This is a genomic window from Streptomyces sp. 11-1-2, assembly GCF_003595545.1.
Classification (GTDB): domain Bacteria; phylum Actinomycetota; class Actinomycetes; order Streptomycetales; family Streptomycetaceae; genus Streptomyces; species Streptomyces hygroscopicus_B.
In genome coordinates this window covers 11,551,886-11,575,979 of record NZ_CP022545.1, presented here as the reverse complement: position 1 = coordinate 11,575,979, position 24,094 = coordinate 11,551,886, and the positions used below count along the sequence as shown (strand labels likewise).

The 24,094-nt window shown below is 70.1% G+C and carries 21 protein-coding genes and 1 pseudogene; 8 read left to right on the top strand and 14 right to left on the bottom strand.

The features are described 5' to 3' along the window. Window positions 1-152 precede the first annotated feature (152 nt). The 4 genes from CGL27_RS49280 to CGL27_RS49265 form a co-directional block, all read right to left on the bottom strand. On the bottom strand, window positions 153-755 hold the full coding sequence (locus CGL27_RS49280) for a hypothetical protein (protein ID WP_119994160.1): 603 nt from the start codon (window positions 753-755) through the stop codon (window positions 153-155). 49 nt (window positions 756-804) lie between these two features. Then, a complete protein-coding gene (locus CGL27_RS49275) occupies window positions 805-1,938 on the bottom strand; it encodes an ABC transporter permease (RefSeq protein WP_119994922.1) in 1,134 nt (377 codons plus the stop codon). Window positions 1,939-2,105: 167 nt separating this feature from the next. Beyond that, window positions 2,106-2,843: an ABC transporter ATP-binding protein gene (locus tag CGL27_RS49270; RefSeq protein WP_119994159.1), complete on the bottom strand. Its 738-nt coding sequence runs from the start codon at window positions 2,841-2,843 to the stop codon at window positions 2,106-2,108. Next, window positions 2,840-4,207, bottom strand: a complete 1,368-nt coding sequence (locus CGL27_RS49265; RefSeq protein ID WP_240450920.1) for a peptidoglycan-binding protein — start codon at window positions 4,205-4,207, stop codon at window positions 2,840-2,842. Before CGL27_RS49265 ends, CGL27_RS49270 begins: the two co-directional genes overlap by 4 nt. 353 nt (window positions 4,208-4,560) lie before the next feature. Here CGL27_RS49265 and CGL27_RS49260 point away from each other — a divergent pair, with 353 nt between their 5' ends. Both CGL27_RS49260 and CGL27_RS49255 read left to right on the top strand, forming a co-directional pair. Beyond that, window positions 4,561-5,283 carry a response regulator transcription factor gene (locus CGL27_RS49260; RefSeq protein WP_119994158.1) on the top strand — a complete coding sequence of 241 codons (723 nt, stop codon included), beginning with the start codon at window positions 4,561-4,563 and terminating at the stop codon, window positions 5,281-5,283. Further along, complete coding sequence (locus CGL27_RS49255) at window positions 5,270-7,024, top strand: HAMP domain-containing sensor histidine kinase (protein WP_119994157.1); 1,755 nt, start codon at window positions 5,270-5,272, stop codon at window positions 7,022-7,024. Before CGL27_RS49260 ends, CGL27_RS49255 begins: the two co-directional genes overlap by 14 nt. A 341-nt stretch (window positions 7,025-7,365) precedes the next feature. Here CGL27_RS49255 and CGL27_RS50595 read toward each other — a convergent pair whose 3' ends face one another. From CGL27_RS50595 to CGL27_RS49220, 7 genes are all read right to left on the bottom strand, one after another. Continuing rightward, a complete protein-coding gene (locus CGL27_RS50595; protein ID WP_162953250.1) occupies window positions 7,366-7,698 on the bottom strand; it encodes a hypothetical protein in 333 nt (110 codons plus the stop codon). A gap of 255 nt (window positions 7,699-7,953) precedes the next feature. Next, a complete protein-coding gene (locus CGL27_RS49245) occupies window positions 7,954-8,292 on the bottom strand; it encodes a HAMP domain-containing histidine kinase (RefSeq protein ID WP_119994155.1) in 339 nt (112 codons plus the stop codon). A gap of 68 nt (window positions 8,293-8,360) precedes the next feature. Beyond that, entirely contained in the window at window positions 8,361-9,365 is a 1,005-nt protein-coding gene (locus CGL27_RS49240; RefSeq protein ID WP_119994154.1) for an acyltransferase domain-containing protein, read from the bottom strand. Continuing rightward, window positions 9,362-11,164 carry a glycoside hydrolase family 20 zincin-like fold domain-containing protein gene (locus tag CGL27_RS49235; protein WP_119994153.1) on the bottom strand — a complete coding sequence of 601 codons (1,803 nt, stop codon included), beginning with the start codon at window positions 11,162-11,164 and terminating at the stop codon, window positions 9,362-9,364. The genes CGL27_RS49240 and CGL27_RS49235 overlap by 4 nt, the downstream gene beginning before the upstream one ends. A gap of 75 nt (window positions 11,165-11,239) precedes the next feature. After that, the gene (locus tag CGL27_RS49230) at window positions 11,240-12,160 is read right to left on the bottom strand and encodes a polysaccharide lyase (protein WP_119994152.1); all 921 of its coding nucleotides are present in this window, start codon (window positions 12,158-12,160) and stop codon (window positions 11,240-11,242) included. A gap of 77 nt (window positions 12,161-12,237) precedes the next feature. Continuing rightward, a complete protein-coding gene (locus CGL27_RS49225) occupies window positions 12,238-13,299 on the bottom strand; it encodes a dihydrodipicolinate synthase family protein (RefSeq protein ID WP_119994151.1) in 1,062 nt (353 codons plus the stop codon). Beyond that, window positions 13,299-14,333, bottom strand: coding sequence for an NAD(P)-dependent oxidoreductase (locus CGL27_RS49220; protein ID WP_119994150.1), 1,035 nt, complete (start codon window positions 14,331-14,333; stop codon window positions 13,299-13,301). Before CGL27_RS49220 ends, CGL27_RS49225 begins: the two co-directional genes overlap by 1 nt. Before the next feature lie 123 nt (window positions 14,334-14,456). Between CGL27_RS49220 and CGL27_RS49215 the strand changes: the two genes are divergently transcribed. The 6 genes from CGL27_RS49215 (at window position 14,457) to CGL27_RS49190 (ending at window position 20,775) form a co-directional block, all read left to right on the top strand. Then, on the top strand, window positions 14,457-15,596 hold the full coding sequence (locus CGL27_RS49215) for a GntR family transcriptional regulator (protein WP_119994149.1): 1,140 nt from the start codon (window positions 14,457-14,459) through the stop codon (window positions 15,594-15,596). Window positions 15,597-15,679: 83 nt separating this feature from the next. Beyond that, on the top strand, window positions 15,680-16,702 hold the full coding sequence (locus tag CGL27_RS49210) for a Gfo/Idh/MocA family oxidoreductase (RefSeq protein ID WP_119994148.1): 1,023 nt from the start codon (window positions 15,680-15,682) through the stop codon (window positions 16,700-16,702). After that, window positions 16,699-17,541, top strand: a complete 843-nt coding sequence (locus CGL27_RS49205) for a sugar phosphate isomerase/epimerase family protein (protein WP_119994147.1) — start codon at window positions 16,699-16,701, stop codon at window positions 17,539-17,541. The genes CGL27_RS49210 and CGL27_RS49205 overlap by 4 nt, the downstream gene beginning before the upstream one ends. 71 nt (window positions 17,542-17,612) lie before the next feature. Continuing rightward, entirely contained in the window at window positions 17,613-18,929 is a 1,317-nt protein-coding gene (locus CGL27_RS49200; protein WP_119994146.1) for an extracellular solute-binding protein, read from the top strand. Then, entirely contained in the window at window positions 18,926-19,921 is a 996-nt protein-coding gene (locus CGL27_RS49195) for a sugar ABC transporter permease (RefSeq protein ID WP_119994145.1), read from the top strand. Before CGL27_RS49200 ends, CGL27_RS49195 begins: the two co-directional genes overlap by 4 nt. After that, the gene (locus CGL27_RS49190; RefSeq protein WP_162953249.1) at window positions 19,918-20,775 is read left to right on the top strand and encodes a carbohydrate ABC transporter permease; all 858 of its coding nucleotides are present in this window, start codon (window positions 19,918-19,920) and stop codon (window positions 20,773-20,775) included. Before CGL27_RS49195 ends, CGL27_RS49190 begins: the two co-directional genes overlap by 4 nt. A 331-nt stretch (window positions 20,776-21,106) precedes the next feature. Here CGL27_RS49190 and CGL27_RS49185 read toward each other — a convergent pair whose 3' ends face one another. The 3 genes and pseudogenes from CGL27_RS49185 to CGL27_RS49175 form a co-directional block, all read right to left on the bottom strand. Further along, window positions 21,107-22,294, bottom strand: a complete 1,188-nt coding sequence (locus CGL27_RS49185) for an IS701 family transposase (protein ID WP_119994919.1) — start codon at window positions 22,292-22,294, stop codon at window positions 21,107-21,109. Window positions 22,295-22,536: 242 nt separating this feature from the next. After that, a pseudogene (locus CGL27_RS49180) lies at window positions 22,537-23,405 on the bottom strand (IS5 family transposase). A gap of 55 nt (window positions 23,406-23,460) precedes the next feature. Beyond that, on the bottom strand, window positions 23,461-24,084 hold the full coding sequence (locus tag CGL27_RS49175) for a TetR/AcrR family transcriptional regulator (RefSeq protein ID WP_119994144.1): 624 nt from the start codon (window positions 24,082-24,084) through the stop codon (window positions 23,461-23,463). Window positions 24,085-24,094: the final 10 nt, after the last annotated feature.

Genomic DNA, 24,094 nt, shown 5'->3' with positions numbered 1-24,094 from the left:
CCCTGGCGGGCGCGATCGTGACCAGCGACGCGATGCACACCCAGCGCGAACATGCGACGTGCCTGATCGGCCGCAACGCACACTGACTGACACGCCATCACCGGCCGCGGTGCCCGAGGCCCCGACGACAAGCCGTGTGCCCCCGGACATGGCTACTTGGCGACGAATGCCTCGGCCTCGCACTTCTTGACCCACTTCTCCTTGTCTGCCGGAGGAAGGCCCTCGTCGAAGGAGAAGATGCCGGGCTGGTCGGGTGTGGCCGAGACCTTGAGGCCGTGGGACCGCATGCACTTCAGCCACTTGTCGTACTTGTCCTGGTACTCGGGGTCCTCCCTGGCAGCCCGCTGGGGAAGCGTCTCCGGCTCCTTGGCCGCGCACACCTTCTTCGCGGCCGCGATCTTATTCTGGTTTTTCTCGGCCCTAGTGTCGATCCCCTTGTAAGTGCCGTCCGTCTCGCCCCCCTTGTTCTTGATCATCTTGAGGCCCTGCTGAGACAGGCAGTCGAGATGCACCTGAGTCAGCCTCCACTCCTCCTCCTTCGACGTGTCGGGGCGGATGAGGGGGCGCTCGACCTGCACCGCTTCATCCGACTTCTTGTCTCCTCCGGTCACGCTCGCGACGTCCTTGTCCCCGGCTTTGCCGGACGACTCCTGCTCTCCGCTGCAGGCCGTGAGCAGGCTCAGCGAGGTCAGCGCGGCGATCACGGTGAGCCGGCGAACGAAGGCCGCCGGGCGGGACCTGGTGAATGTGTGCATGTTGGTCAACTCCTTTGACGTCGGTGACGTCATCTGGATGCTTGAGCGTTCAGGTAGTGGCCAATGCCACTGTGGGCGACAGTCGGGAGGCGCGGACCGCCGGGTACATGCCGACCATGACGCCGATGAGTGCGGCGCCGCCGAACCCGCCGGTCACCGCGTCCAGCGGGATCACCGCGGGCCAGTCCCGGTAGGCCGCGTAACCGATGGTCGCCAGCACGCCGACGACGACGCCAGTGAGCCCGCCGAGGCCGGACAGCACGATCGACTCGGTCAGGAACTGGCCCCGGATCTGGCCCCGGTTGGCGCCCAGGGCTCGGCGCAGTCCGATCTCGCGACGGCGTTCGAGCACGGAGATCACCATGGTGTTGGCGACACCGATGCCGCCGACCAGCAGCGCCAGGCCGGCCAGGCCGACGAACAGCCCGGAGAAGGTGGCCTCGGCGGAGCGCTTGGCCGCCAGGACGTCCGACGGGCGGCTGACCAGGGCGATGCTCGGGGACTCGGGGCTGATGGTGGCGGGGAGTACCGCGCGTACGTCCTCGATGGCCGCCTCGTCCGCTTGGATGAACAGCTGCGTCGGACGGCCGTCGAAGCCGAGGTGCTGGTGCGCGGCGTCCCAGCCGACCAGGACGGCCCGGTCGATGTCCGGAGCCAGCGGCACGGTGCGCAGGATCCCGGTCACACTGAACCACTGGTCGCCGATCAGGACGAGCGGTGGCGCTTCGCCGGGGCGCACCTCGGTAAAGCCGAGGCGGGCTGCGGAGACCGATCCGAGGACGACGGTGGGCAGCCGTTCGGTGGCCTTGGTGAGGTACTGGCCCGAGCGGACCTTCACATTGAGCACGCCGAGGAGGTTCGGCCGAGCGGCCAGTACTGTCAGGCCGGAGTCGTCGAGCGGGCCGAGCCGGTCGGTACGCCGGACCGTCGCATGCGTGTTGGCCACGGCGGTGACAGCCTTGACGGCGCCGATACGGGCCACCATCGCAGCCGACTCCGCCGGGAAGGAGACCGGGGTGTCCCCCTGCGCCGCGTTCCTGTCCGCGGCCGCCTGGAGCCGGTCGGTGCCCAGTGCGGTCAGTTCCGCGTCGAGGGCCTTCTGGCTGGAGGCCGGGATGCCGGTGACCACGATCATCGTGGCGATGCCGATGGAGATGCCGATGGCGGACAGCACCGCTCGCATCCGCCGGGACAGGACACCAACCAGGCCGAGGCGGAGCAGGTCGGCCGGTGACAGCCGGACAGGTCGGTGCCAGGGGGTCGCTGACTGGTCCGTCGAGGCAGCGGCGGTGTGTCGCGCGGCTGTGGACTCGTGCCGCGGGGCCGTGGACCGGTGCCACGGGCCGGCCCTCACGGCGCGCTCCCGTCGGCGCCGCGGCTTACGCGGGTGAGGACCCCGGCCCTGACCGGGTGGGCCTCGCTTCTGTCGGCGACGATGCGCCCGTCCTGGATCTCCACCTGCCGCGGCAGGCTTGCGGCGATGTCGCGGTCGTGGGTGATCAGGGCGATGGTGGTTCCCTCCTCATTGAGCCGGGTGAGCAGTTCGAGAACCGCGACACCGTTCGCGGTGTCCAGCGCGCCGGTGGGCTCGTCCGCGAGGACCAGTGCGGGTTCGTGGACGAGGGCTCGTGCGATGGCGACACGCTGGCGTTCGCCACCGGAGAGCTGGTGCGGCCGGTGGTCGGCCCGGTGGCCCAGACCGACCCGTTCGAGGGCGGCGCGCGCCAGGGGCGCCCTGCGTTTGCGCGGCACTCCGGCATAGAGCAGGCCAGTGGCCACGTTCTCGGTGGCGGACAGGCCGTCGGTCAGATGGAACTGCTGGAAGACGAAGCCGAGCCAGCGACCGCGCAGCGCGGACAGTTGCCGGTCGGGCAGGGTGGTGACGTCGTGTCCGGCGATGACGACGGTGCCGCTGCTCGGCTGGTCGAGAGTGCCCATGATGTTCAGCAGGGTGGACTTGCCCGAGCCGGACGGCCCGACGATGGCCAGGAACTCGCCGTCCTGGATCTCCAGAGACACACCGGCGAGGGCCTTCACCCCGCCGGGGTACTCGACCACCACGTCCCGGACCGACAGCACCACGGTCATGACGCGGTCACCACCTGGGCGCCCTCGGTGATCCCGTCACCGCTGACCTCCACCATCCCCGCGGCGATCAGTCCGGTCTTGACGGCGACCAGTGGGCCGTCGGCCAGTTGCAGGCCGTAGCCGCCTTCGCGCAGTGCGAGCAGTGCGGTCAGTGGAACGGCGAGCACGTTGGTGCGGGTCTGGGAGCCGAATTCGACCTGGACGGGCGCCGAGTTGAACTTGCCCGCCTTGCCGGGGTCCTTGAAAGTGACCGTCACGGTCACTTTGAGCGGTCCGGAGGGCCCTTGTTCGGTGGACGCCTTGGCCGCAGTGCTGATGGCAGCCACCTTGGCGTCGGCGCTCTCGCCGTCCGGGAGCCGTACCGTCACGGCGTCTCCTCGCTTGACGGCGCCCACCTCGGTGGCGCCGACTTCGACCGTCACCGCCTTGGTGGCGGAGGTGACCCGCAGCAGGGCCCCGTCCGCCGGGTCGCCGGGCTGGACCTCGGCGCCTTCCACCCGGACGGCGTCACCGAGCACCACCACGTCACCGGGTTCGATCACACCGGTGGCAGGGACACCGCGGGCGGTCTGCCAGCGTTTGATGGCATTGATCAGGGAGTCGGTGAGTACGCCGTCCTCGGACCGGACCTTGATCCGGCCGACGGTGGGCTGCTGCTCGGAGGACTTCCCAGCACCCGCCTCCCCGCCCGCTCCCGTACTCGGCTCCGGGGAATCGGTCCCGGACGTGGGCGGGCCGGACGAGCCGGTCGAGGGCTGCTCTCCCTTTCCGGACGTGCTCTCGCCCGGCGCCGTGTCCTGCTCGCCGGCCGATCGCGCCGAGTCGGTCGGCTCAACCGGGCCGGTGACGGTCTCCCCGGGTCCGGGCTGCCGGCCGATGTCGTAGCCCAGGGCCCGGAGATTGTCGGCGATCACTCGGACGTCGCGTCCCACGGTGTTCGGGACCTCCAGTCGCCGGTACATCGGGACGCTGCCGTAGAGGACCGGCACGGGCCGGTCGTCGACGCGGTACAGCGTCTTGCCCCGAGAAACCGTGGTGCCGGACGACGCCAGCCAGGTGACCGTGCCGCCCTCGGTGCCGTTGATGGTGCGCGGTGTGCCGTAGCCGAGAACACCATCGAGGGTCCGGGTGTCGGTCAGGTCAGTGCGTACGATTCTTGCCGTCTTGGTCTTCGGCTCGGGCTCGGCCTGCGCCGAACCGGGCCCGGCCTTCCAGGGCGCCGCCACGGCGACGCCCGCCCCCGTCAAGGTCAGCACGGTCAGGGCCACGGCGGCCCTGATGCGTCGCCGGCGCTTGCGCGGGGCGGCGTGTGCCCCGTCCTGCTCGCGCTCCACAGCCGACACTTCCACGTCAGGCGCGTCCACGGCCGATATCGGCTCCGTTTCCCCGCCGGTCACCGGAGGGGCTCTTCGGGACGGCGGGGCGCGTCGGCGAGTGTGTGCATGCGGTCCAGCGGTGACCGCGTGCCGGGAGTCGGCCTGCCGCGGGACGCTCCGGCGGCCGTGACAGCGTGCGCTGTGGCTCGGATCATGGGTGATGGCTCCCGATCGATAGGTGCCGCCCGGAACGCGGGTCGCACCCGGCGGCTGGAGGAAGACCGGACCCTCCTCGGTGAACGGAACCGACCATGCCGGACCGGGATCAGACCGGATTCAGCAAGTTGTATTGAGATTGTCAGCACGGGGGCCCCGCCACCGCCTGTCCTATAGTCGCCGCTATGAGCGCACACATCCTGGTCGCCGAGGACGACGTCAGACAGGCACAGGTACTGCGTATGTACCTGGAGTCGGAGGGGCACAGCGCGACGGTCGTGCACGACGGACGGGCGGCGATCGACGCCATGCGCCGGCTGCGCCCCGACCTGCTGGTGCTGGATGTGATGATGCCCAAGGTCGACGGTCACGATGTGTGCCGGATCCTGCGTCAGGAGTCGTCGGCGCCGGTCTTGATGCTGACGGCACGGTCCAGTGAGGACGACCTGCTGCTCAGTCTCGACCTCGGTGCCGACGACTACATGACTAAGCCCTACAGCCCGCGCGAGCTGATGGCCAGGGTCCGTACGCTGCTACGGCGGGTGGAACGGTTGACACCGTCGGACGACGGCGTTCTGCAGGTGGGACCCCTGACGGTGGACACGCTCCAGCACGAGGTGCTGGCCCCTTCGGGCCGTCCGGTCGCCTGCACCCGCGGGGAGTTCGCGGTGTTGGCGGCCATGGCCGCCGAGCCCGGCCGCGTCTTCACCCGTAAGCAGCTCCTCGAACGGACCCGAGGCTGGGACACCTCCTCCTCAGAACGAACCATCGACATGTATGTGATGCAGCTGAGGAAGAAGCTGGAACCGGACCCGCGCTCCCCGGCGTATCTGATAACCGTCCACGGGGTCGGCTACAAGCTGACGCCGGGCCGCGTCCCCGTGGAGGGCAGGCTTGGTACGCGTTAGGCTCCCGCTGCGCGGTGGCCTGTTCACCCGCCTGCTCACCGCCTCGCTGCTGGTCGCCGTCTGCGCGGTGGCCGCCACGGCCTGGCTCGCCGTTGCCGGCACGACCAAGGCCATCCGCACCCAGCAGGGACAATCACTGGACGACGACACCCGTGTCTACGAAGCCCTGATCGGCTACGCGGCGACGCACACCGACTGGGGCGGCGTGCAGGACCTGGTCGGCGACCTCGCGGCACGGACCGGCAGGGCGATCACGGTGACCACACCGGCACGCACCCGCATCGCCGGCTCCGAGCCGGGTGTCCGGCTGCCGTACCGGCCAACCGCTCTGGTGGACCCGCTGCGGCTGGACCCGGTCCTGTCCGACGCCGGCCCGATCGATCCGCGTGCCGTGGGCCCGTTCCTGCTGCTGGCAAACGAGCGGGAGGAACTGCGGCGCGCCGCGGACCGGATCGCCCGGTGTCTGCGCGGCAGGGATGCCACCGCCAAGGTCACCACCTTGCCGAGCGGGCGCTCCGAAATACAGCCCCGCTTCCCTCCGGACGGGCCCCTTGTATGCGATACGCACACGCTGAGGAAGCCCGTGCGGTCGGAACAGCTGCCGCTGGACCAAGTGAACGAGCTCGCCACGGAGTGCATGAAACAACAGGGCAGGGACGGTGTCATGGTCTACGCGGACTTCTCCTGGACCTTCCACGGAAAGGGACCGGAGAACTCCGACCGCGCGGCCCAGGAGTGCGTCGACGAGGCCCGGCGCAAGCAACTGGGCTCCTACGTCTCGCCTCCCGTTCTGCTGTTCGTCGGCGACCGCAGCGGTCCGGACACCTCGGGCTTCCACCTGTCCACGGCGAACAGGATGCGGATCGCCGCGGCCACCGGCCTCGTCCTCGCCGTCGCCGCCGCCGTGACCACCCTGGTGGGCCGGAGGCTGGTCCGTCCGCTGCGCACCCTGATCAAGGCGGCTGAGCATCCCGCCGACGTGGCCGTACGCGTCCCGGTGACGACCCAGGACGAGATCGGTCGTCTGTCCGCCGCGTTCAACGACCTCGCCGACCGCAGAGAGCAGCTCGAACAACAACGCAAGTCGCTAGTCAGCGACGTGGCGCACGAGCTGCGCACCCCGTTGACCAACATGCGCAGCTGGCTGGAGGCAGGCCAGGACGGCCTCACCCCGGTGGGCCAGGACCTTCTCACGCTCCTGCTGGAGGAGGCGGTGCTGTTGCAGCACATCATCGACGATCTGCGCGATCTCGCGGCCGCGGACGCCCAAAGTCTCGTGCTGCACCGTGAACCGCTGTCCGTGCGGGACCTGCTGGAGCAGGTGGTGGCGGCCCACCTGGGCACGGCCGGTCCGGCCGGCGTGGCGCTGTGGATCGAGGCGGACGGGGAGCTCGAGGCGGACGCCGACCGGGTGCGGCTGCGTCAGGTGATCGGCAACCTGGTATCCAACGCGATAAGGCACACACCGAGCGGTGGTTGTGTCGTTGCGCGGGCCCGCAGGGAGTGCGGGGACCTCGTCGTGGAGGTCGCCGACTCCGGGACCGGTATCGACCCGGCGGACCTGGACCACGTCTTCGACCGCTTCTGGCGGGCGGACAAGTCCCGCAGCAGGCAGACCGGCGGAAGTGGCCTCGGCCTGGCCATCGTCCGCAAGCTGACCGAGGCACACGACGGGTCGGTCTCGGTGGCGAGCGCTCCTGGGCGCGGCTCCGTGTTCACCGTGCGGCTGCCACAGCCGTGACGTCACGCGCGGGACAGCGGACAGCGGACGCTGGCCTCCCTTCTCTCGCCGGGCCCCGCGCTGGTCGGGCTGCCAGCAGCTCTGAAGCGTCACGTCGTCGATCAGGATGCCCGTCTGCAGACAGGCATCCTCCATGGCGTGAAGGACACCGCGACCTGCCACCCAGCGTAGGCGCTCAAATCGAGCGACAGCCGGACGTAGCCGCTGCTGCCAGAGCCTGGCTGAGGTAGTAGTTCTTGACGTACTGCTGGGTGATCGTGGAGCCACCCTGGGTTCTCTTGCCTCGTGCGGTGTTGATCAGGCGGCGGGCGAAGCCGAGTATGGTCCAGGCCCGAGTCCTCCTAGAAGGACTGGTTCTCGGCGGCGACGAAGGGTGCCGCACCGCCTTGGGCACCCGTTCGATCGCCACGGTCTCGCAGTTGATGCTGCCGGTGCTCGCGGCGGTGGGTGTCGTCGCTGTACAGGTACACATTGCTCTGTGCGCGGGCCTGCTGATTGGCCTCGGGGACGTCGATGGTGAACTGCGCGACGGCGAAGCCGCCGCTGGGCACCAGGAGCAGTAAGAGAAAGGCGCCGAGCACTTGCTTCCAGGTGATGAAGCGGCGGACACCTCTACTCAGCTGGGCAGGGGCCTTGCCGCGGTCCACGGGTGCCGGGGGTCGTCTGGTGCGCATGCCGCCGTCCTTGAGGACGCGTCCAATGGATCCGCGCGCAGAAAGCGGTCAGCTCCCGCTCGGAGAATATCTGCCGTATATCGGCCCTCGTCGCCTTCCGTGGGGAGCCGTACGGTGGCGAACGCGGCGCAGTCGGCCGCGTTGCCGAACTCCTGGACAGGCCGAGGACGTCCATCTGCCCGCAGGTGATGGTCAGGCCCAGTCCGCGGCGCGCTCCTTGGCACCGTAGGGAACCGCTGCGGACCGTTGAGTAGATCATCCGGATAGCCGGGCCCATGGTCGCGTACCGTCACGGTCCTGCCGCCGCGGATCCGTCCAGACCGTCACACCGTCGTCGCTTCCGTCTTGGGCCGCGGCCTCTGCCCCGTCCATGTGCAGCCGCGCAGGCACCGCGGTGCGGGCGACGGCCTCCTTCACAAGGGACCCCGCCGCACGCGCGGTCAGGTCGGCGTGCTCGGCGCGCGCGTCCAGCTCGTCGTCGGGGAGCAGCTCGGCCGCGGTGACCAGGCCCGTCAACGGTTTGCGCAGTGCGTACGCCACATGGGCGGTGAACCGTTGCTCGCTGCGCAGGCTTTCTTGGAGCGCGGTCGCCATCGAATCGACGGCTCGAAAGATTTCCCTGATCTTGTCGTTCGGACGGGTCTTCGCCGCGTTCCTGGCGTTCAGGTCGTCGGCCGCGGTGTTGCGGGCAGGGGGGTCCAGCCGTGGGTGAGCCGCCAGTGGCGCCCAGACCGCAGGTGGCCCACCACGGCGCGCTGCAGCGTGGTCCGCTGCGGCAGCCGATCGAGATCGGTCGTGCCGGGCGGGACGTGGAAGATGAACTGCAGGACGTCGTCGCCGACGGGTCGGCTGCCGAAGCGGGTGAACCGCCGCTGGAAGTGGAGGATGTTCGCCGCCGGCGGCAGGTACGCGGCGAGTTGGCCGTCCAGGAGCCAGGAGCTGCAGGTGGCGAACCGGGCGGGCTCGTCGGGGAAGTGCCGTGTGAAGAAGTCCCGCGCGGCTCGCAGCGACGTGTCGCACCGGGCCGGGGTCAGCGGTCCGTCTTCGGGGATGTGCACGTCCAGGACCCGCTCCCCGTCCGCGGGCCCATCCGGTCCGGGCGGGCCGCCGAGTGCCGCTGTGTCCAGCGTGGTGCGCTCGAACTGCAGGCGCCCGAGTCGGTGCAGTGTGCCGCGGAAGTGCCGCATCACCCACCGCTGCCGATCGAAGCCGCCGGTGCGGTGTGCGAGGCGGTACGTGGTCATCTTGGCGCCGACGTCGGCGAAGGTGGCGGCGACGATGTCGTCGGGGACACCGAGGCGGCGCTGCTGCTCCAGGGCCGACGGCAGCGCCAGCAGGTACAGGTGGACGTAGAAGTAGCGTCCGGCTTCCCCGAGCGCGGCGGGCGCGTCGGGCCAGGCGGTCTCCCGCGGCGCGGGCGCGGACCTGGCAAACAGGGTCCGGTGGCAGTGGAGCAGTGCCCGCCACCGGTCGGGGGCGCGCGCCGGGTCCGGCAGTGTCGCCAGGACCGGATCGTGGTCCTCGGCGGGGACGGCGAGGAGCCGCATGCGGCGGCGGGCCTCGTCGGGCGACATGGGCTCGGGGTCGGGGACGTCACCTGCGGCCCCCTGCGGGCCGAGGACGTCCAGCCACTCCTCGACGTCCGGTGCCGTGGGAGTGCGTGTCATCGGTGTGCCGCCCGTAGCAGTTGGTGGCGCAGCGGGTCGATCCGAGTCAGGCTGTCGTCGAGGCCGCCGGGGCGCGAGCGCAGCAGCCAGCACGCACGCTGCTCGGCGAGCAGCGGGGGAAGGCGTCGCAGCAGTCGGCGTGCGGTGTCGGTAGGGATCGCGTCGGCCCCTGCTCCGACTGCCGCGCGGGCGCGCAGGACGTCCACGGCGAACTCCGCGAGGCCGGTCGCGTGCAGGAGTTCACGCACGACGAGGTCGCCGTCGGCCGCGGCCAGGTCGGTGGCGGCCAGATCGAGGCGGCTCTGGGCGAGGGCGCCCGCGGCCACGTCCAGGGCGGCGGGCGTCGGCAGGTCCGGCAGCGGCAGCGAGGGGTCGGGGAACAGCGCCCGCGCGACGGGTGACCCGTTCAGGAGCGGGATTCCGAACAGCCGGTACACCCCGCCCAGGCGCTCCAAGACACTCCCGGCGAGCCCGGCCGCGTCCAGCAGCACGTGGTCGTTGAGAACGGCACCGAGGTCGAGGTCCCGGTTGGTGTCCAGGCACCAGCTCGCCGCGCCGCCGAACACGGCGGGGCCGAAGGCGACGGACGGCGGGTCCCACATGCCGTTGTCGCCCCAGGAGGTGAGCAGGTAGCCCGAGGCTCCGTGCGCCAGACCCGCCTCGGCGGCGTCCACCATGTTCTCCACGGCATTGTCGAGGCGGCCGAGGATGCCGTTCCAGTTGCCGGCGCCGGGCGCCACCCAGTAAGGGATCCTGGCGTCTCCGAGGAGCTTGCCATGGGCGGCGAAGCCGTCGCGCAGGCGGTTGAGGTCGGTACCGCGCCGCTGCCAGGCGCGGGCCTCCGCGCTGTCGGCGTCCATGACCTCCGCGGCGTGCTGTGGCGCGTCGTACTGCCAGATCACAGGTATCGCGCCGGGCGGCACCTGGTCCAGCAGTTCGGGGTGGCGGGCGAAGACGTCGGCCCAGAACTGCACGGTGTACCCGGCGTCCAGCCAGGGCCGCAGCACGGTGGTGACGTAGTCGAAGTAGACCGTGCCCACGCCGTCGCGGCGCGCCCGGTCCCGGGACCGGCCGGTGCCCAGCTCGAAGGGCTCGTCGGCGCCGATGTTCAGGCGCTTGGCACGGACGTGGGCGGTGATCTCCATGAGCAGGCTGTGCGCGAAGTCGGCGTTGTCGGGGGTGGGGGCGAGGGTGCTCGGCGGGCGGTGGGCACCGCCGCGCTCGAAGCCGTCGGGGTTCTCGGCGCGGTGCGCGTACGGCGGGTGGGCGAGGAAGCGCTCCATGTGCCCGAAGGTGTTCTGGTTCACCACCAGGTCGATGCCGGCCGCGGTACAGCGCGCGTCGAGCCAGCGCAGGTCGTCGGCGGTGAGCGGGGAGGCGTCCTGCCAGACCTGCTGGTGATCGGCGAAGGCGTAGGTGTGCTCGGTGTACAGCTCGAACTGGTTGAAGCGGGCCAGGGAGAGGATATCCACCCAGCGGGCCAGGGTGCGGCGGGTGGGCACGCGGTCCCGGCTGATGTCCAGCAGGAAGCCGCGACGCTCGAAGTCGGGGTGGTCCGAGATGTCGTAGCCGGTCCCAGGAAAGTCGGGGGCTGCCCGCAGCTGGTCGAGGGTCTGCAGGGCGTAGCGCAGCCCGGCCTGGTCCCGGTGGTGGATGCTCACACCTTCGGGGCCGGTGCGCAGGCGGTAGCCCTGGGCGGGCAGCGCCGGGTCGATGGTCGTGGCCACCGGGGCGTCGGCGGGGGCGCCGCCGGGGAAGGAAGTGAGCGAGCGGGGGGCGGGAAACGGGGTGGTGGGCAAGGAGGTTCTCCAGTGCGGGGCGAGCTGGGGCGCCGGGAGGTCGCTGGGGCCTCCCGGCACGCTCGGTGGGGTGGGTCAGGAACAGCTGCTCAGCTCGCAGATGTCCTCCCGGTTGGTGGACACCTTGATGTCGTCGTACCAGATGTAGCCGTCGTTGGCCGGGGCGAACTCGGAGGTGCCGCCGCCGGCGAAGCTGGAGAAGTACGCCTTGTCGACCTGGTCGTCGTTGGTGACGAAACGCAGTCCGGTCTTCTTGGCAGCGGACTCACCGTTGTAGAAGACCTCGATCTCGCCGTCGGGGTTCGCCTGCCCGTCGGTGACGGTGTTGACCTTCAGGCGCTGGACGACATTGACCCACTTCCCCTTGGGCCACTGGATGTCGGCACCGTCCTTCTGGAGGACCATGTCGTCTCCGTACTCGCCCTCGTGCTCCAAGCTGTAGTAATACACGGCCGCCTTGCCGCTGCTCTTGCTCCAGATCGGGCGCGAGGTGAAGCCATTGGTGCCGGTGCACGGTTGCCCGCCGGAGCAGGCTTTGCCGCCCGCGAGGCCGATGCCGACCTTGCCCGCGAACTGGGTAGTGCCCCAGCTGAAGTCCTCGCTGAACTTCACCCAGAACGACAGGTAGTACTCGCGGGACTTGGGGACGCTGAACGGCGCAAGGGCCCCGGAGTTCTGTGGGTCTATCTGGCCCTTAGGGTAGAAGACGCGCAGCGACTTGCTGCCGCTGTGGGCGGGGGTGTCGCTGTCGATGCGTGTACGGGTGTCCCAGCCCTGGGGCGTGCCCTGGTCGGCGAGGTTCCATCCGTCCTTGGCCCATTCGGACAGCGTGTAGGGGTTGCCTGCGGTCGGCCGCTGGAAGTCGTTCTGCTTCAAGGCAGCAGCCGCGCGCGCCTCGTCGGTGCGTCCGGCCATGGCCTGCGGGGCCAGGGTGAGGGTGGCGAGCACGCTGGTCGCGGCGCCGGCCAGGAGCAGGGTCTTCGTCTTCGTCTTCATCGTTCCTCTTTCCGGTGTGTGCCCCGGTGATGGGGACTGATGGGGTTGGTGAGGGTCGGAGGCTCGAGGGGCGGGCATCACGGCAGCCAGCGGGGCAGCCCCTCGGTGACGAACGTGTCCTCCTCTCGAAGCCAGGAGTAAGCGGTGTGTACGCGGGCGATCTCCTCGGCCTGGCCGGGCGAGAGACCTTCCGCGGGGTCCAGGCACCAGTTGCCAGCCAACAGTCCTTGGCACCGGAGCACTTCATGGACTCCGGCGATACAGCCGGCGAAGCCGCCGCGCACGTCGTAAACGGCCGCGTTGGCGTCGGTATCCCCGGCCAGCCGGGCCATGGCGCGCTGCCGGGCGGCCGGGTCGCCGGCGCGGGCGGCGTGGACGTCGTCGAGCAGCCGCACCGCAGAGCGGGTCCACACCGCCCAGTGCCCCAGGAGCCCGCCGGCGAAGTGGCGCACGACCGGGCCGGCGGGGCCGGACACGTGGTACGGGGTGAGCAGGTCGGCGACGATGGCGTCGTCGTTGCCGGTGTACAGGGCAACGTCGTCGCCACGGTCGGAGGCGGCGATGCCCTGGACGAGTTCCAGGGTGCGGTACCGGTCGAACGGAGCAGCTTTGACGGCGACGGTTGACTCCTGGTCGGCCAGCCGTTGCCAGTACGCGCGGGGCAGATAGCGGCCGCCGACGGCCTCCTGGAGGTAGAAGCCGATCACGGGCAGCACCTCGCCGATGGCGGCGCTGCGGTCCAGGAGCGCGTCCAGGTCCGCCTCGGGCAGCCCGGCTGGGGAGACGAGGACGGCGTCGTAGCCCAGTTCGCGGGCGGTGTGGGCCTCCTGTACGGCTTGCCGCACGGGCCCGCAGACGCCGGCGATCCGCAGGAAGGGCCGGTCACCGACAGCACGGCGCACTTCCTGGGATGCGAGTTCGAGCACGGCGCGCAGCAGTCCGTGGTCCCGGACGGCGAACTGGGTGGTGTGGACACCGACGGCAACGCCCCCGGCGCCGGCCGCCACGTAGTAGCGGGTCAGGGCGCGCTGGCGGTGCTCATCCAGAGTGCGGTCGGTGTGCAGGGCCAGGGGGTGGGCGGGGACGACCGTCCCTTGGTGCAGGAGCTCGGCGGTGGCCGGTGGCAGAGTGGGCGGCATCAGAAGCGACCGTCCCTGTGCTCAAACTTGGTTGGTTTGTCCCACAGTTCGTTGCCCGCGCACAGCCAGGCCGCCTGCAGGTCGATGAGCTGCCCGAGGGTGCGGTCCGGGTAACCGAACAGCGCGTGGCAGGCGGTGGCGTCGCTGAGCAGGCTGGTACTGGGCGCCTCTCCGGTGAACTCGGCCTTTACGTCCAAGCGTTCGGCCAGCCGCAGGGCGAGCGTACGGACGCCGGCCGTCTCCGGTCCGGTGAGGTTCAGGACGAAGGGCGCGCCGCCGCGGGCATGTCCGATGCTGCGCAGGACGACCTCGTTGGCGTAGCGCTGCCAGACGACGTTGACGGCGCCGGTGTCCAGAGCGACGGGCTGCCCGGCGAGCAGGGTGCGGGCGAGGTCGGCGAGCACGCCGTAGCGCGGCTCGACGGCGTAGTTGAGGCGGATCAAGGCGACGGGGGTCTCCCGGGTGCGGGCGGCGTGGGTGAAGACCCGCTCGCGGCCGAGGCAGGTGATGGCGTAGTCGCCCTCCGGCCGGGGCGTGTCGCTCTCAAGGGAGCCGCCGGTGACGGGGGCGGTCATCCCGTACACGTTGCCCGTGGACAGGGCGACGATCCGGGCTCCGGGCCAGCGCCGGGCGACGTGGTCGGGCAGCACCGTGTTGGTCAGCCACGCCTGCTCGGGCGTGGTGGCGGTGCCGAACTTGGCGCCGACCAGGTGGATTACCGCGCCGGCGTCCGGCAGTGCGGCCAGGGCGTCCGGGTCGGACAGGTCGGCGGTGACCGTCTCGACGCCGTGCGCTGCGAGTTGCTCGCGCGGCGCCGGGTCTGTCCACCGGGACACCGCGAGGACCCGGGAGTCCGTGCGGCCCGTGCCGACGAGCGCACGGCGGGCCATCGCCGCGATCCCGGAGCCGGTCTTCCCGCCCGCGCCCAGGACCAGCACGTCACCGGGCCAGGCACGGGCCTCGGCCACCAGGTCGGCTCCCGGTCGGCCGAGTTCCTCCTGGAGTTCCCGGACCCCAGTCAGCAATTCGCTCATCACTTCTCCCGCGCCAAAATTCATTCCTATGCCAGGAATGAATTTTCTGATTTCTTGCCGCCGTGGCTAGAAAAGCATCGAGAGTCTATTGACGCAAGAGAATGTTTGGCGCAATCTCCTGGCATGAAGTCGGCAGGAAAGAATGATTCATTCCCTCGAGACCCCAAATACCTGCACGTCGCGAAGCGGCTGCGCATGAACATCGAAAACGGCCTCTGGGCCCCCGGCACCCAGCTTCCCGTCGAGCGCGAACTGGCCGACACGCTCTCGGTGAGCATCAACACGGTTCGCCGCGCTGTTGGGGAACTGGCCGCCGAGGGGATCGTCCAGCGTCGTCAGGGCGCGGGTACCTTCGTCACGCCCGTGGCCAACCCGCCCGCCGAGCCGACCGGGGGATCGGGGGGCCGTCGGCTCATCGGCGTGCTCGTGCCGTCGACGACGTACTACTACCCGCGGGTCGTGGACGGGATCCAGCGGGTGCTGCGGGACGCGGGCGTCAGCGTCGTCCTCGCGTCATCCAAGTACGACCTCGGCGTAGAACAGGACGAGTTGCAAGCGATGCGGAATAGCGGCGTGCAAGGCCTGTTGCTCGTGCCGAACCTGCACATCATGAGCGACCCGCAGGGATACGTGGACGGCTTGCGGGAGCTCCCGCTGCCCTACGTCCTGGTGGAACGCAGGCCCCCGGCACCGGAGCCGGACGACCCCACTTCATATGTGGGCACCGACCATAGCGGCGGCGTCTGTCTCGCCCTGCGGCACCTGCAGGGCCTGGGCCACCAGCGGGTGGGGCACCTGGGCAGGATGCGTACCGGCACGTCGGCGCTCATCGCTCAGGGCTTCGACGACGCCGCGGCGCTGCTCGGACTCGACGTCGTCGACGGCGCGGCGGCCCGGCAGGAGAGATGGGCGGCCACGGAGATCGCCGCGTACGTGCGCTCCTGCGCGGCCGCGGGCGTCACAGCGGTCTTCTGCCACGGCGACCGGGACGCCGCGGCCCTGGTGGTCGAGGCCCGGCGCCAGGGGCTGACGGTGCCGGACGACCTCGCGGTCGTCGCCTACGACGACGAGGTCGCGGAGGTCGGCCACGTGCCGCTCACCGCGGTCTCGCCACCCAAGTCCGAGGTGGGCGCGCTGGCGGCCCAGCTCCTGCTGCGCCGGATGGAGGCGGGTGACAACGCGCTCTGTCACCGCGTGGAGATCCAGCCCCAGCTGGTGGTCCGCGCCTCCTGCGGCGCCGTCCGGACCGCGGTGTCGGTCTGACCTCCCACACCGTCACGGACCGCGAGCCGTTCGGGCCTCGCGCTTCGTTCGATCTTTCCTCAACCTTTCGACAGGAGATATGCATGAGCAGCGACCCGGTCACCGGTCGGTTCCGCATCGGCGTGATCGGGGCGGGGAGCGTCGGCGCCGCCCACGCCCGGGCGGCCGCAGACGCCCGGGCCTACCAGATAGCCGCGATATGCGACACGCGCCGCTCTGCCGCCCGCGACCTGGCGTCTGCCGGTGTGCCCGTCTTCACCGACCACCGCGACATGTTCGCGGCCGGTGAACTCGACGCGGTCATCGTCGCGGCCCCGCACTCCCTGCACGCCCCGATGGTCACCGACGCCGCAGCGGCCGGGCTGCACGTCCTGGTGGAAAAGCCGATGGCGACGACCGTCAAAGACTGCACCCGGATGATCGACGCCTGTGACCGGGCCGGCACCTTGCTCGCCGTCGCCCATGTCGTCCACTTCGACCCGCTGGCCCAAGAGGCGCGGCGCCTCGTCGCCTCCGGAGAGTTCGGCCGGCCCGTGCTGGTCACCCACCGGCGCTCGGCGCACTACGAGCCCGGTTCGCGGCCCTCCTGGTTCTTCGACCGGGAGCTGGCCGGAGGCGGCATCGTCCTCAACGTCGGCACCCACGGCCTGGACCGCATCCAGTGGTTCACCGGCTCCCCGGTGCAGCGGGTCATCGGCGTGGTCCGAGGCCGGGACGGCGTCGAGGTGGAGACCGACGCCCTCGCCCTGGTGGAGCTGGCTGACGGCACCAGCGCAAGCCTCGCCCTGACCAGCCGCGGCGCCCCGTACCTCGACGAGACCGAGGTGGTCATGGACCGGGCGACGCTGCGCGTCTCCGCCACCGAGGGCCTGTTCCTGCTGCGCGGCGGCGAGTCAGTCCAGCTGCTCGACGCCGACCCCGGCCGCCAGCAGCATGCGCTGCGGGCCCAGTTGGACGGCTTCGTCGCCTCCGCCCGCGGCGAACCCGGCGGCCGGTACGTGGACGCCGTCTACGGCCGGTCGGTGGTGGCCGCCGCGCTCGCTGTGTACCGCTCAGCGGCGGAGGGCGGCCGGGTCGCCCTGCTCACCGACGGAGTACCGGCATGAACCGGCGCGCGTTCAGCACCCTCGGCTGCCCCGGATCGGGCCTCGACGAGGTGGTCCGCCTTGCCCGGGCCGGCCCCTGCGACGGTGTCGAACTGCGCTGCGCGGCCGGCCAACTGGCCTACCCCGGCATGCCGGACGCCGAAGCCGACGCGGTCGCCGCGCACCTGGCCGCGGCGGGCCTGGACATCGTCTGCCTGGCGTCGTATGTACAGGTTGCCGCCGACCGCGCGGATGTGATGGAGGATCTGGCCGGGCACCTGCGCCTGGCCGCCAGGCTCGGCGCCCCCTACGTGCGGGTCTTCGGCGGCGGAGCCGACCAGCCGGAGGGGCGGCGCGACCGGGCGGTCCGCTGTTTGTCCCGGGCCGCCCCGCTGGCCGGGCAGCTGGGCGTGGACGTACTCCTGGAGACCCACGATGAGCTCCTCACCGGCGCGCAGGTCGCCGACGTCCTCGAGGCCGTCGGCTCCCCTGCGGTGGGCTCGGTCTGGGACGTGGTCAACCCCTGGCGCGTCGGGGAGACCCCGGACCGCACTGCCGCCGTGCTCGGCCCCTGGATCCGGCACGTCCAGTTGAAGGACGTCGCCACGCCCACCGACCTGCGTCCGGTCCTGCCCGGCCACGGCATCCTCCCGCTGGCCGCCGTCGTCGAGCAGCTGCACCGGCTCGGCTACCAAGGCTGGATCAGCCTGGAGTGGGAGCGCGCCTGGTACCCCGAGGCCGCCGCTCTCGACCAGGCGCTGACTGCCTTCCACCACGTGCTCGACACTCTCGACCCACCCGCGGACACCCCGCCCTCTCCCGCCGGCCCCGCCCCGTCCGGCCGTCCTGCCCGTCCCTGAAAGCCCCCGAAGAGGTGCGCCCATGTCCTCCCTGTCCTCCCTCCTCCCTTTCCGCTCCCGAGGCGGCTGTCATGACTAGCCGCCCGCCGAGCCGGCGCGGCGTTCTGGCCGCCGGACTCTGGACCGCGCTGGCCGGCCTCGGCGCGACGTCCTGCGCCAGCGCCTCAGCTGGCCAGGGCGACCCTGACGGACCCGTGACCTTCTGGTCGGCGCTGCGCGGCACCGATACCCTGGTCGCCAAGTGGAACGCCACCCACCCCGACGACCCCGTCGACTATTCCCCCATGACTTCGGGCCTCGCCGGGGGTAATGCCAAGCTTTCGAACGCCGCCCGCGCCGGGAACGCCCCGGACATCGTCACCATCGTCGACGCGGACCTGCCGTCCTTCGCCATCGACGGCGTGTGCGCCGACATCACCGACCTGGTCACCCCGCGGCTGCGCACGCAGCTCGGCCCGCAGGCGTGGACCAACGGCAGGCTGGACGGCCGGGTGTACGGCATCCCGCTGGACCTGGGCCCCATGCTGCTCGCCTACCGCACCGACATTCTCGACGCGCACCGCATCGACGTGCCCACCACCTGGGAGGAGTTCCACGAGGCGGCGCGCAAACTCAAGCGGCAGTCCGGCATCCACCTGACCACCTTCCACCCCAACGCCTACAACGTATTGGCCGGGCACGCCATGCAGAGCGGCGGTCAGTGGTTCGCCATCGAAGGCGACAGCTGGGTGGTGGATTTCCTCGACGAGCCCACCCGCCGGGTCGCGGACTACTGGCAGGGTCTGATCGACGAGGACCTGCTCCTAGTCGCGCCGGGCAGCAGCCAGCAGTGGATGTCCGCACTCGCCCACGGCACGGTGGCCGCACACATCGTAGGGCCGTGGGGGCTCGCGGCGCTGAGCAACTCGGTACCCGGCACCTCCGGCCGCTGGCGCGTGGCCCCGCTGCCCCAGTGGGGCACGGGCAAACCGGTCCTGGGCACCGACGGCGTCTCCCTGCACGCCATCACCGCCGACAGCCCCCGCAAGGAACGCGCGATGCGGTTCCTCGAATGGATGTCGACGACACCCGAGGCGGTCACCGCCCGGCTCTCCAGCGGCCGTTCGAGCCTCTTCCCCGCCGCGAAGAACCAGGTTGAACCCGCCTCACGCCAGTTCAAGACCGACTTCTACGACGGCCAGGACCTGTACGGCCTGGTGACCGACCAGGCCCGCCTGCTGCGCACAGGCTGGACCTGGGGGCCACGGATGCAGGCCACCGCGACGTCCCTGCACAACGGCCTGGCCCGGCTCTCGTACGGAACAAAGGTCGCCGAGGCTCTGCGCACCGCGCAGGCCGAGACTCTGCCCGACATGCGCAGCCTGGGCCTGAAGGTGAGGCAGGCATGAGTACCTCCACCGCCCCCAGCAAGCCCCGCACCACGGGCACACCGAGTGCACCGAGCGCTCCGAGCACCCCCGCGACCCGCTCGCGCCGTCCGCAGCGTCAGGCGGTGGGGGTCCTCCTCGGGCCCTTCACCCTGCTGCTATTCGCCGTGTTCCTGATCCCGGTGCTGTACGCGGTCAGACTGAGCTTCTTCTCCGAGTCCTACACCGGCCTCGGCTTCGGCAACGCGCACACCACCTTTGCGGGGCTGCGCAACTACACGGCCGTGCTGTCCGACCCCAGCTTCGTAAGCGGCGTCGGCATCACGCTCCTGTACGCGCTGGTATTCATCCCCCTGGTCCTGGCCGGTGCGCTCGCCCTGGCCCTACTGTTCGACTCGGGTCTGATCCGCGCACGTCAGCTGAGCCAGACCGTGCTGTTTGTGCCGCACGCCGTGCCCGGCATCATCGCCACCGTCATCTGGCTGTACCTCTACACGCCCGGCATCTCGCCCGTCCTCGACCTGCTGAGCAACGCCGACCTCACGGTGAACTTCCTCGGCCTGCGCATGCTGATCCCGTCCCTCGTGAACATCGCGCTGTGGAGCGGGCTCGGCTACACAGCCGTCATCTTCTTCGCCGCGCTGCGGGCCATTCCCCGCGAACTCATCGAGGCCGCCCAAGTCGATGGCGCGGGCCCGGTGCGCACGGCGCTGACGATCAAAGTGCCGATTATCCGCGGCACGCTGTCCACCGTGGCCATCTTCACCACGATCGCCGCACTCCAGCTGTTCACCGAGCCAATGCTGCTGAGCCGGGCCACCCCGCTGGTCGGCCCGCGCTACACGCCGAACATGTACATCTTCGACGCGGCCTTCACGCGCAACAACTACGGCCTGGCATCCGCCGCCTCGGTCCTGCTGCTGCTCGTGTGCTGCGCCCTGTCCTACGTGGTAACGCGCGGGTCGGCCCGCACCGCCCGGCGCGCCCCCGACCCCAGGAAGGCCCGATCGTGAGTACCACCGACGCCTCCTCCACCCGCCCGTACGGCCGTATCGTCGCGAACGTCTTGGTCGGCGTCAGCGTCCTGTACGCGCTGCTGCCCCTGCTGTGGCTGCTGATCGCCTCCACAGTGGACGCGCAGGCGCTGTTCGCCTCCGACTTCTTCGACCTGTCCCACTTCGCACTCGTGGACAACATCCGCACCCTCCTCACCCAGGACGGCGGCGCGTACCTGACCTGGTACGGCAACAGCCTGCTCTACGCCGTGGGCGGCGCCGCGGTCGGCGCCCTGATCAGCACCACCGCCGGGTACGTCTTCGACAAGTTCGAGTTCGCCGGCAAGCGGCCCCTGTTCGCCCTCATCCTGATCTCAGTGATGGTGCCGGCCACGGTGCTCGCCTTGCCGCTGTACCTGCTCGCCTCCGACCTGGGGCTCGCGAACACGGTGTGGGCGGTCCTCATTCCGGTCCTGTTCAACCCCTTCGGCGTGTACCTGGCGCGGATGTTCTCCGCCTCCTACGTGCCTGACGAAGTTCTGGAGGCCGCCCGGGTCGACGGCTCGAACGAGCTCCGAAGCTTCTTCTTCGTGGGACTGCGGATGCTCGCCCCCGGCTACGTGACGATCTTCCTGTTCCAACTGACGGCGATCTGGAACAACTTCTTCCTGCCCTTGGTGATGCTCAACGACGCGTCGCTGTATCCCCTCAGCCTCGGTCTGTACAGCTGGAACTCCACCGCACCGATCAACCCGGACTACTACCCGCTGATGGTGATCGGTTCACTCCTGGCGCTGCTGCCGCTGGTCGTGGCGTTCCTGCTGCTGCAGCGCTACTGGCGCTCAGGCCTCACGGCAGGCAGCGTGAAGTGACGCCCTGATGACTGTGCGGCCATCAGGCCCGCCCCATAGCCGATTTTGTCTGTTCGTGATGGTTCGAAATGTGCCGGACCGGGGCCCACGGCGCGGCGTCGCTGAGGCAGGTTGGCCGTTGGGATTACCTGGCGAAGTCAGACTTCGGGGCGACTTAGTACTCCAGCAGCGTTTCGCTATCTGGCCTGGTCAGAGGTGTCGTCCGGAGTGTAGTGGGCTGGTGGTGTGTCAGGGGCGGTCTTGCCGGAGTGCCCCTCCAACGAGTGGAGTCGTCGCCGGTAGTGGCAGTGGCGGGCGACGAGCTGGCGCCTGCGGCGCCAGCGTGACCAGTTCAGCATGTGCGCGCGAAGCGACCGGTCGGGTCGGCGGTTCCCGGCGAGGCGAGGCGCCAGGAGCCGCCGGACTTCTGCCACGGTGAGCGGAGCCAGGGGGCCGGAAGCGTTTCTGCACCCCCCTTTGCTCCCGCGTCGGCCGCCATGACCGCGAGGTAGGCATGGGCAAGCATGGCCAGGGTGATGTGCCGGTACCAGCCGATGTAACGGCGGACCTCGTACTGGTCCAGGCCGCACTCGTTCTTCGCGGCCTGGAAGCACTCCTCGATCTGCCAGCGCATCCCGGCGATCCGCACCAGGTCGGCCACCGCGGCCTCCCGTGGGGCGTAGGCGAGGAAATACGCGATCTCCTCGGGCTTGCTGGGACTGCGGCGGGCCAGTGCCCACCGCCGACGGACGGGAACATCGCCCTGGTAGTCGAACTCGGCCACCGTGGGCAATTCCAGTGCCGCCCAGTGGTAGAGCCGCGGCCCCTTGGCCCCGTCGCCGCACGAGATCGGCTCCCATGCCTCCACGGGAGCCTGAGCGAAGAGGTGGTCGATGCGCGGGCCGAAGACCTGCTGTGACTTGGGCACTGCGAGCACATAGCCGAGACCGGACTGCTCCAGCAGACGGCGGAAGCGTCCCTCTTGCCCATAGGCGGCGTCCGCGGCCACCCAGGCGAGGGGGAGATCGGAGGCCAGGGCACGCAGTACGAGGCGCTTGGCCAGCTCTCCCTTGGTGGCGAAGCCGCGTTCGTCGGGGACTTTCGCCGCCCGGCAGCGCTCGCGGTCGTCCGTCCACGACCTGGGCAAGTACAGCTCCCGGTCCACCAACGCCCGTCCGGTGCTGGTGGCGTAGGCGGCGAAGACACCGATCTGGCAGTTCTCGGTGCGGCCGGCGGTGCCGGAGTATTGGCGCTGCACTCCGGCCGAGGTGGTGCCCTTCTTGATGAAGCCGGTGTCATCGATGACGAGCACCCCGCCGTCATCGCCGAGGTGCCTGGCGACATATGACTGCAGGTCGTCGCGGACGTCGGCGGCGTTCCAGGTTGCTCCATTCAGCAACCGCTGGAGGCCATCGGGGGTGCGATGCCCGGCGAACTCGGCCAGTTGCCAGCCGTTCTTGCGGCCGACAGGGGCGAGCAGGCCCCGCACATAGTCCCGCATCCGGCGCCGCAGGTCGGCACGGCCAAACCGGTGGCCGATGCAGAGGAAGAGGTCGTCGAGTTCTCGTTCCCAGGCCGCGTCCGCATGTTCGTCGATCACGTTGGGAGGCTGTCCGTATCACAGCCCGGCCATTTCCCCGATCCACTCGTTGGAGGGGCACTCCGGCAAGACCGCCCCTGACACACCACCAGCCCACTACACTCCGGACGACACCCCTGACCAGGCCAGATAGCGAAACGCTGCTGGAGTACTAGGGTCTGTTGTGAAAGTGCTGGTCACAGTTACTCGTTGATGGCCGCGACCAGCACGGTGGCTTCGTAGCGGACGGATAGTTTGTCGTACCGTGTGGCCACGGCCCGGTGGCGTTTCAGCCGGTTGATGCCGCACTCCACGGCATGGCGTTGCTTGTAGTCGTTCTTGTCGAACTTCGGTGGGCGTCCGCCGTGAGAGCCGCGCTTCTTACAGTTGCGGACCTGGTCGGCCTTCTCCGGGATGGTGCAGTCGATCCGGCGTCGGTGCAGGTAGGAGCGGTTGGCGCGGGAGCCATAGGCCTTGTCCGCGCGGACCTTGTCGGGTCTGGTGCGGGGCCGGCCATGACCGGTGCGGGGGACCCGAATTTTCTCCAGCACCGGCTGGAACTGCGGGCTGTCGTGCCGGTGTCCGGCCGTGATGATCAGGGACATCAGTTTTTGTCCCTGCTCGGTGGCGAGGTGAATCTTTGTGGTCAGTCCGCCGCGGGACCGCCCGAGGCCGTGGTCGTCGGGCTCGGTATCGACGCCGCCGGGAGGCTCCTTCTGGAGGTCCCCTTTTTACGGGCGCCCGCGGCGTGCTGATGGGCACGGCAGACGGTGGAATCCACGCTGACGTCCCAGGTGATCAGACCCTTCGCGTCGGCCTCGGTCTGGAGCTGTTCCAGGATCCGCTTCCATGTGCCATTGCGCTGCCATCGCCGGAACAGCTCGTACACCCGGTCCCACGAGCCGTACCGCTCGGGCACGTCCCGCCAGGGCGTCCCGGCCCGGGTCCGCCACCGTATCCCGTCGATCAGCTGCCGTCTGGTCCATATCGGCGGCCGCCCCGGCTTCTTCCCGCGCGGCAGCAGCGGCTCCAGCCGCGACCACTGCGCATCCGTAAGATCCCCACGCGCCACAGCGCATGATCATCCACGACCAAGATCCACTTTCGCAACAGACCCTAGTTGCTGGTCACCGGAGTCGATCGTTCAGATAGCTGTTGAGGACTCGTTTGCACTCAGCGATCAGATGGGAGTCGCCCTGCGGATCGGCACGGAAGGCGAGTTTCAGCACGCTGTCCGCGCACTCCAGGGCCACCCGCACGGCGATCTCAAGTTCGGCGTCGTCCTGGCCACCGGTCAGGGAGGCGGTCAGCCAGCGCAGCCGTCCGGCGACCGCGGTGTTGTTGTCCAGGGTCGGCTCCAGGATGTGGTCCTGTCCCGCCGCGCCGAAGTCGACCACGCCGAACCCGGTGATCGTCCGGCGCATGGTGACGAACTCATCGACTGTGACGTCCACGATGCCCGAGATACCTTCGGGCTCCTCGCGCTCCAGCCGGTCGGCGACCCGCTCCAGGAAGGACTCCAGATTGCGGGCGGCAAGCGCACCGATCAACCCCTCCCTGTCGGAGAAGAACTGGTAAAGGGTGCCGATGGGCACCTCGGCTCTGCGGGCCACCTCCTTGGTGGTCAGCGCGGCATAGCCGGCCTCGTCCAGGAGTTCGGCGCAGGCGTCCAGCAGCCGTTCGAAGCGTTCTGCGCTGCGCTTCTGGACTGGCAGTCGGCGCAGCGTCCCTGCGGGGCGATCTTGGTTCACGCTTCCATCA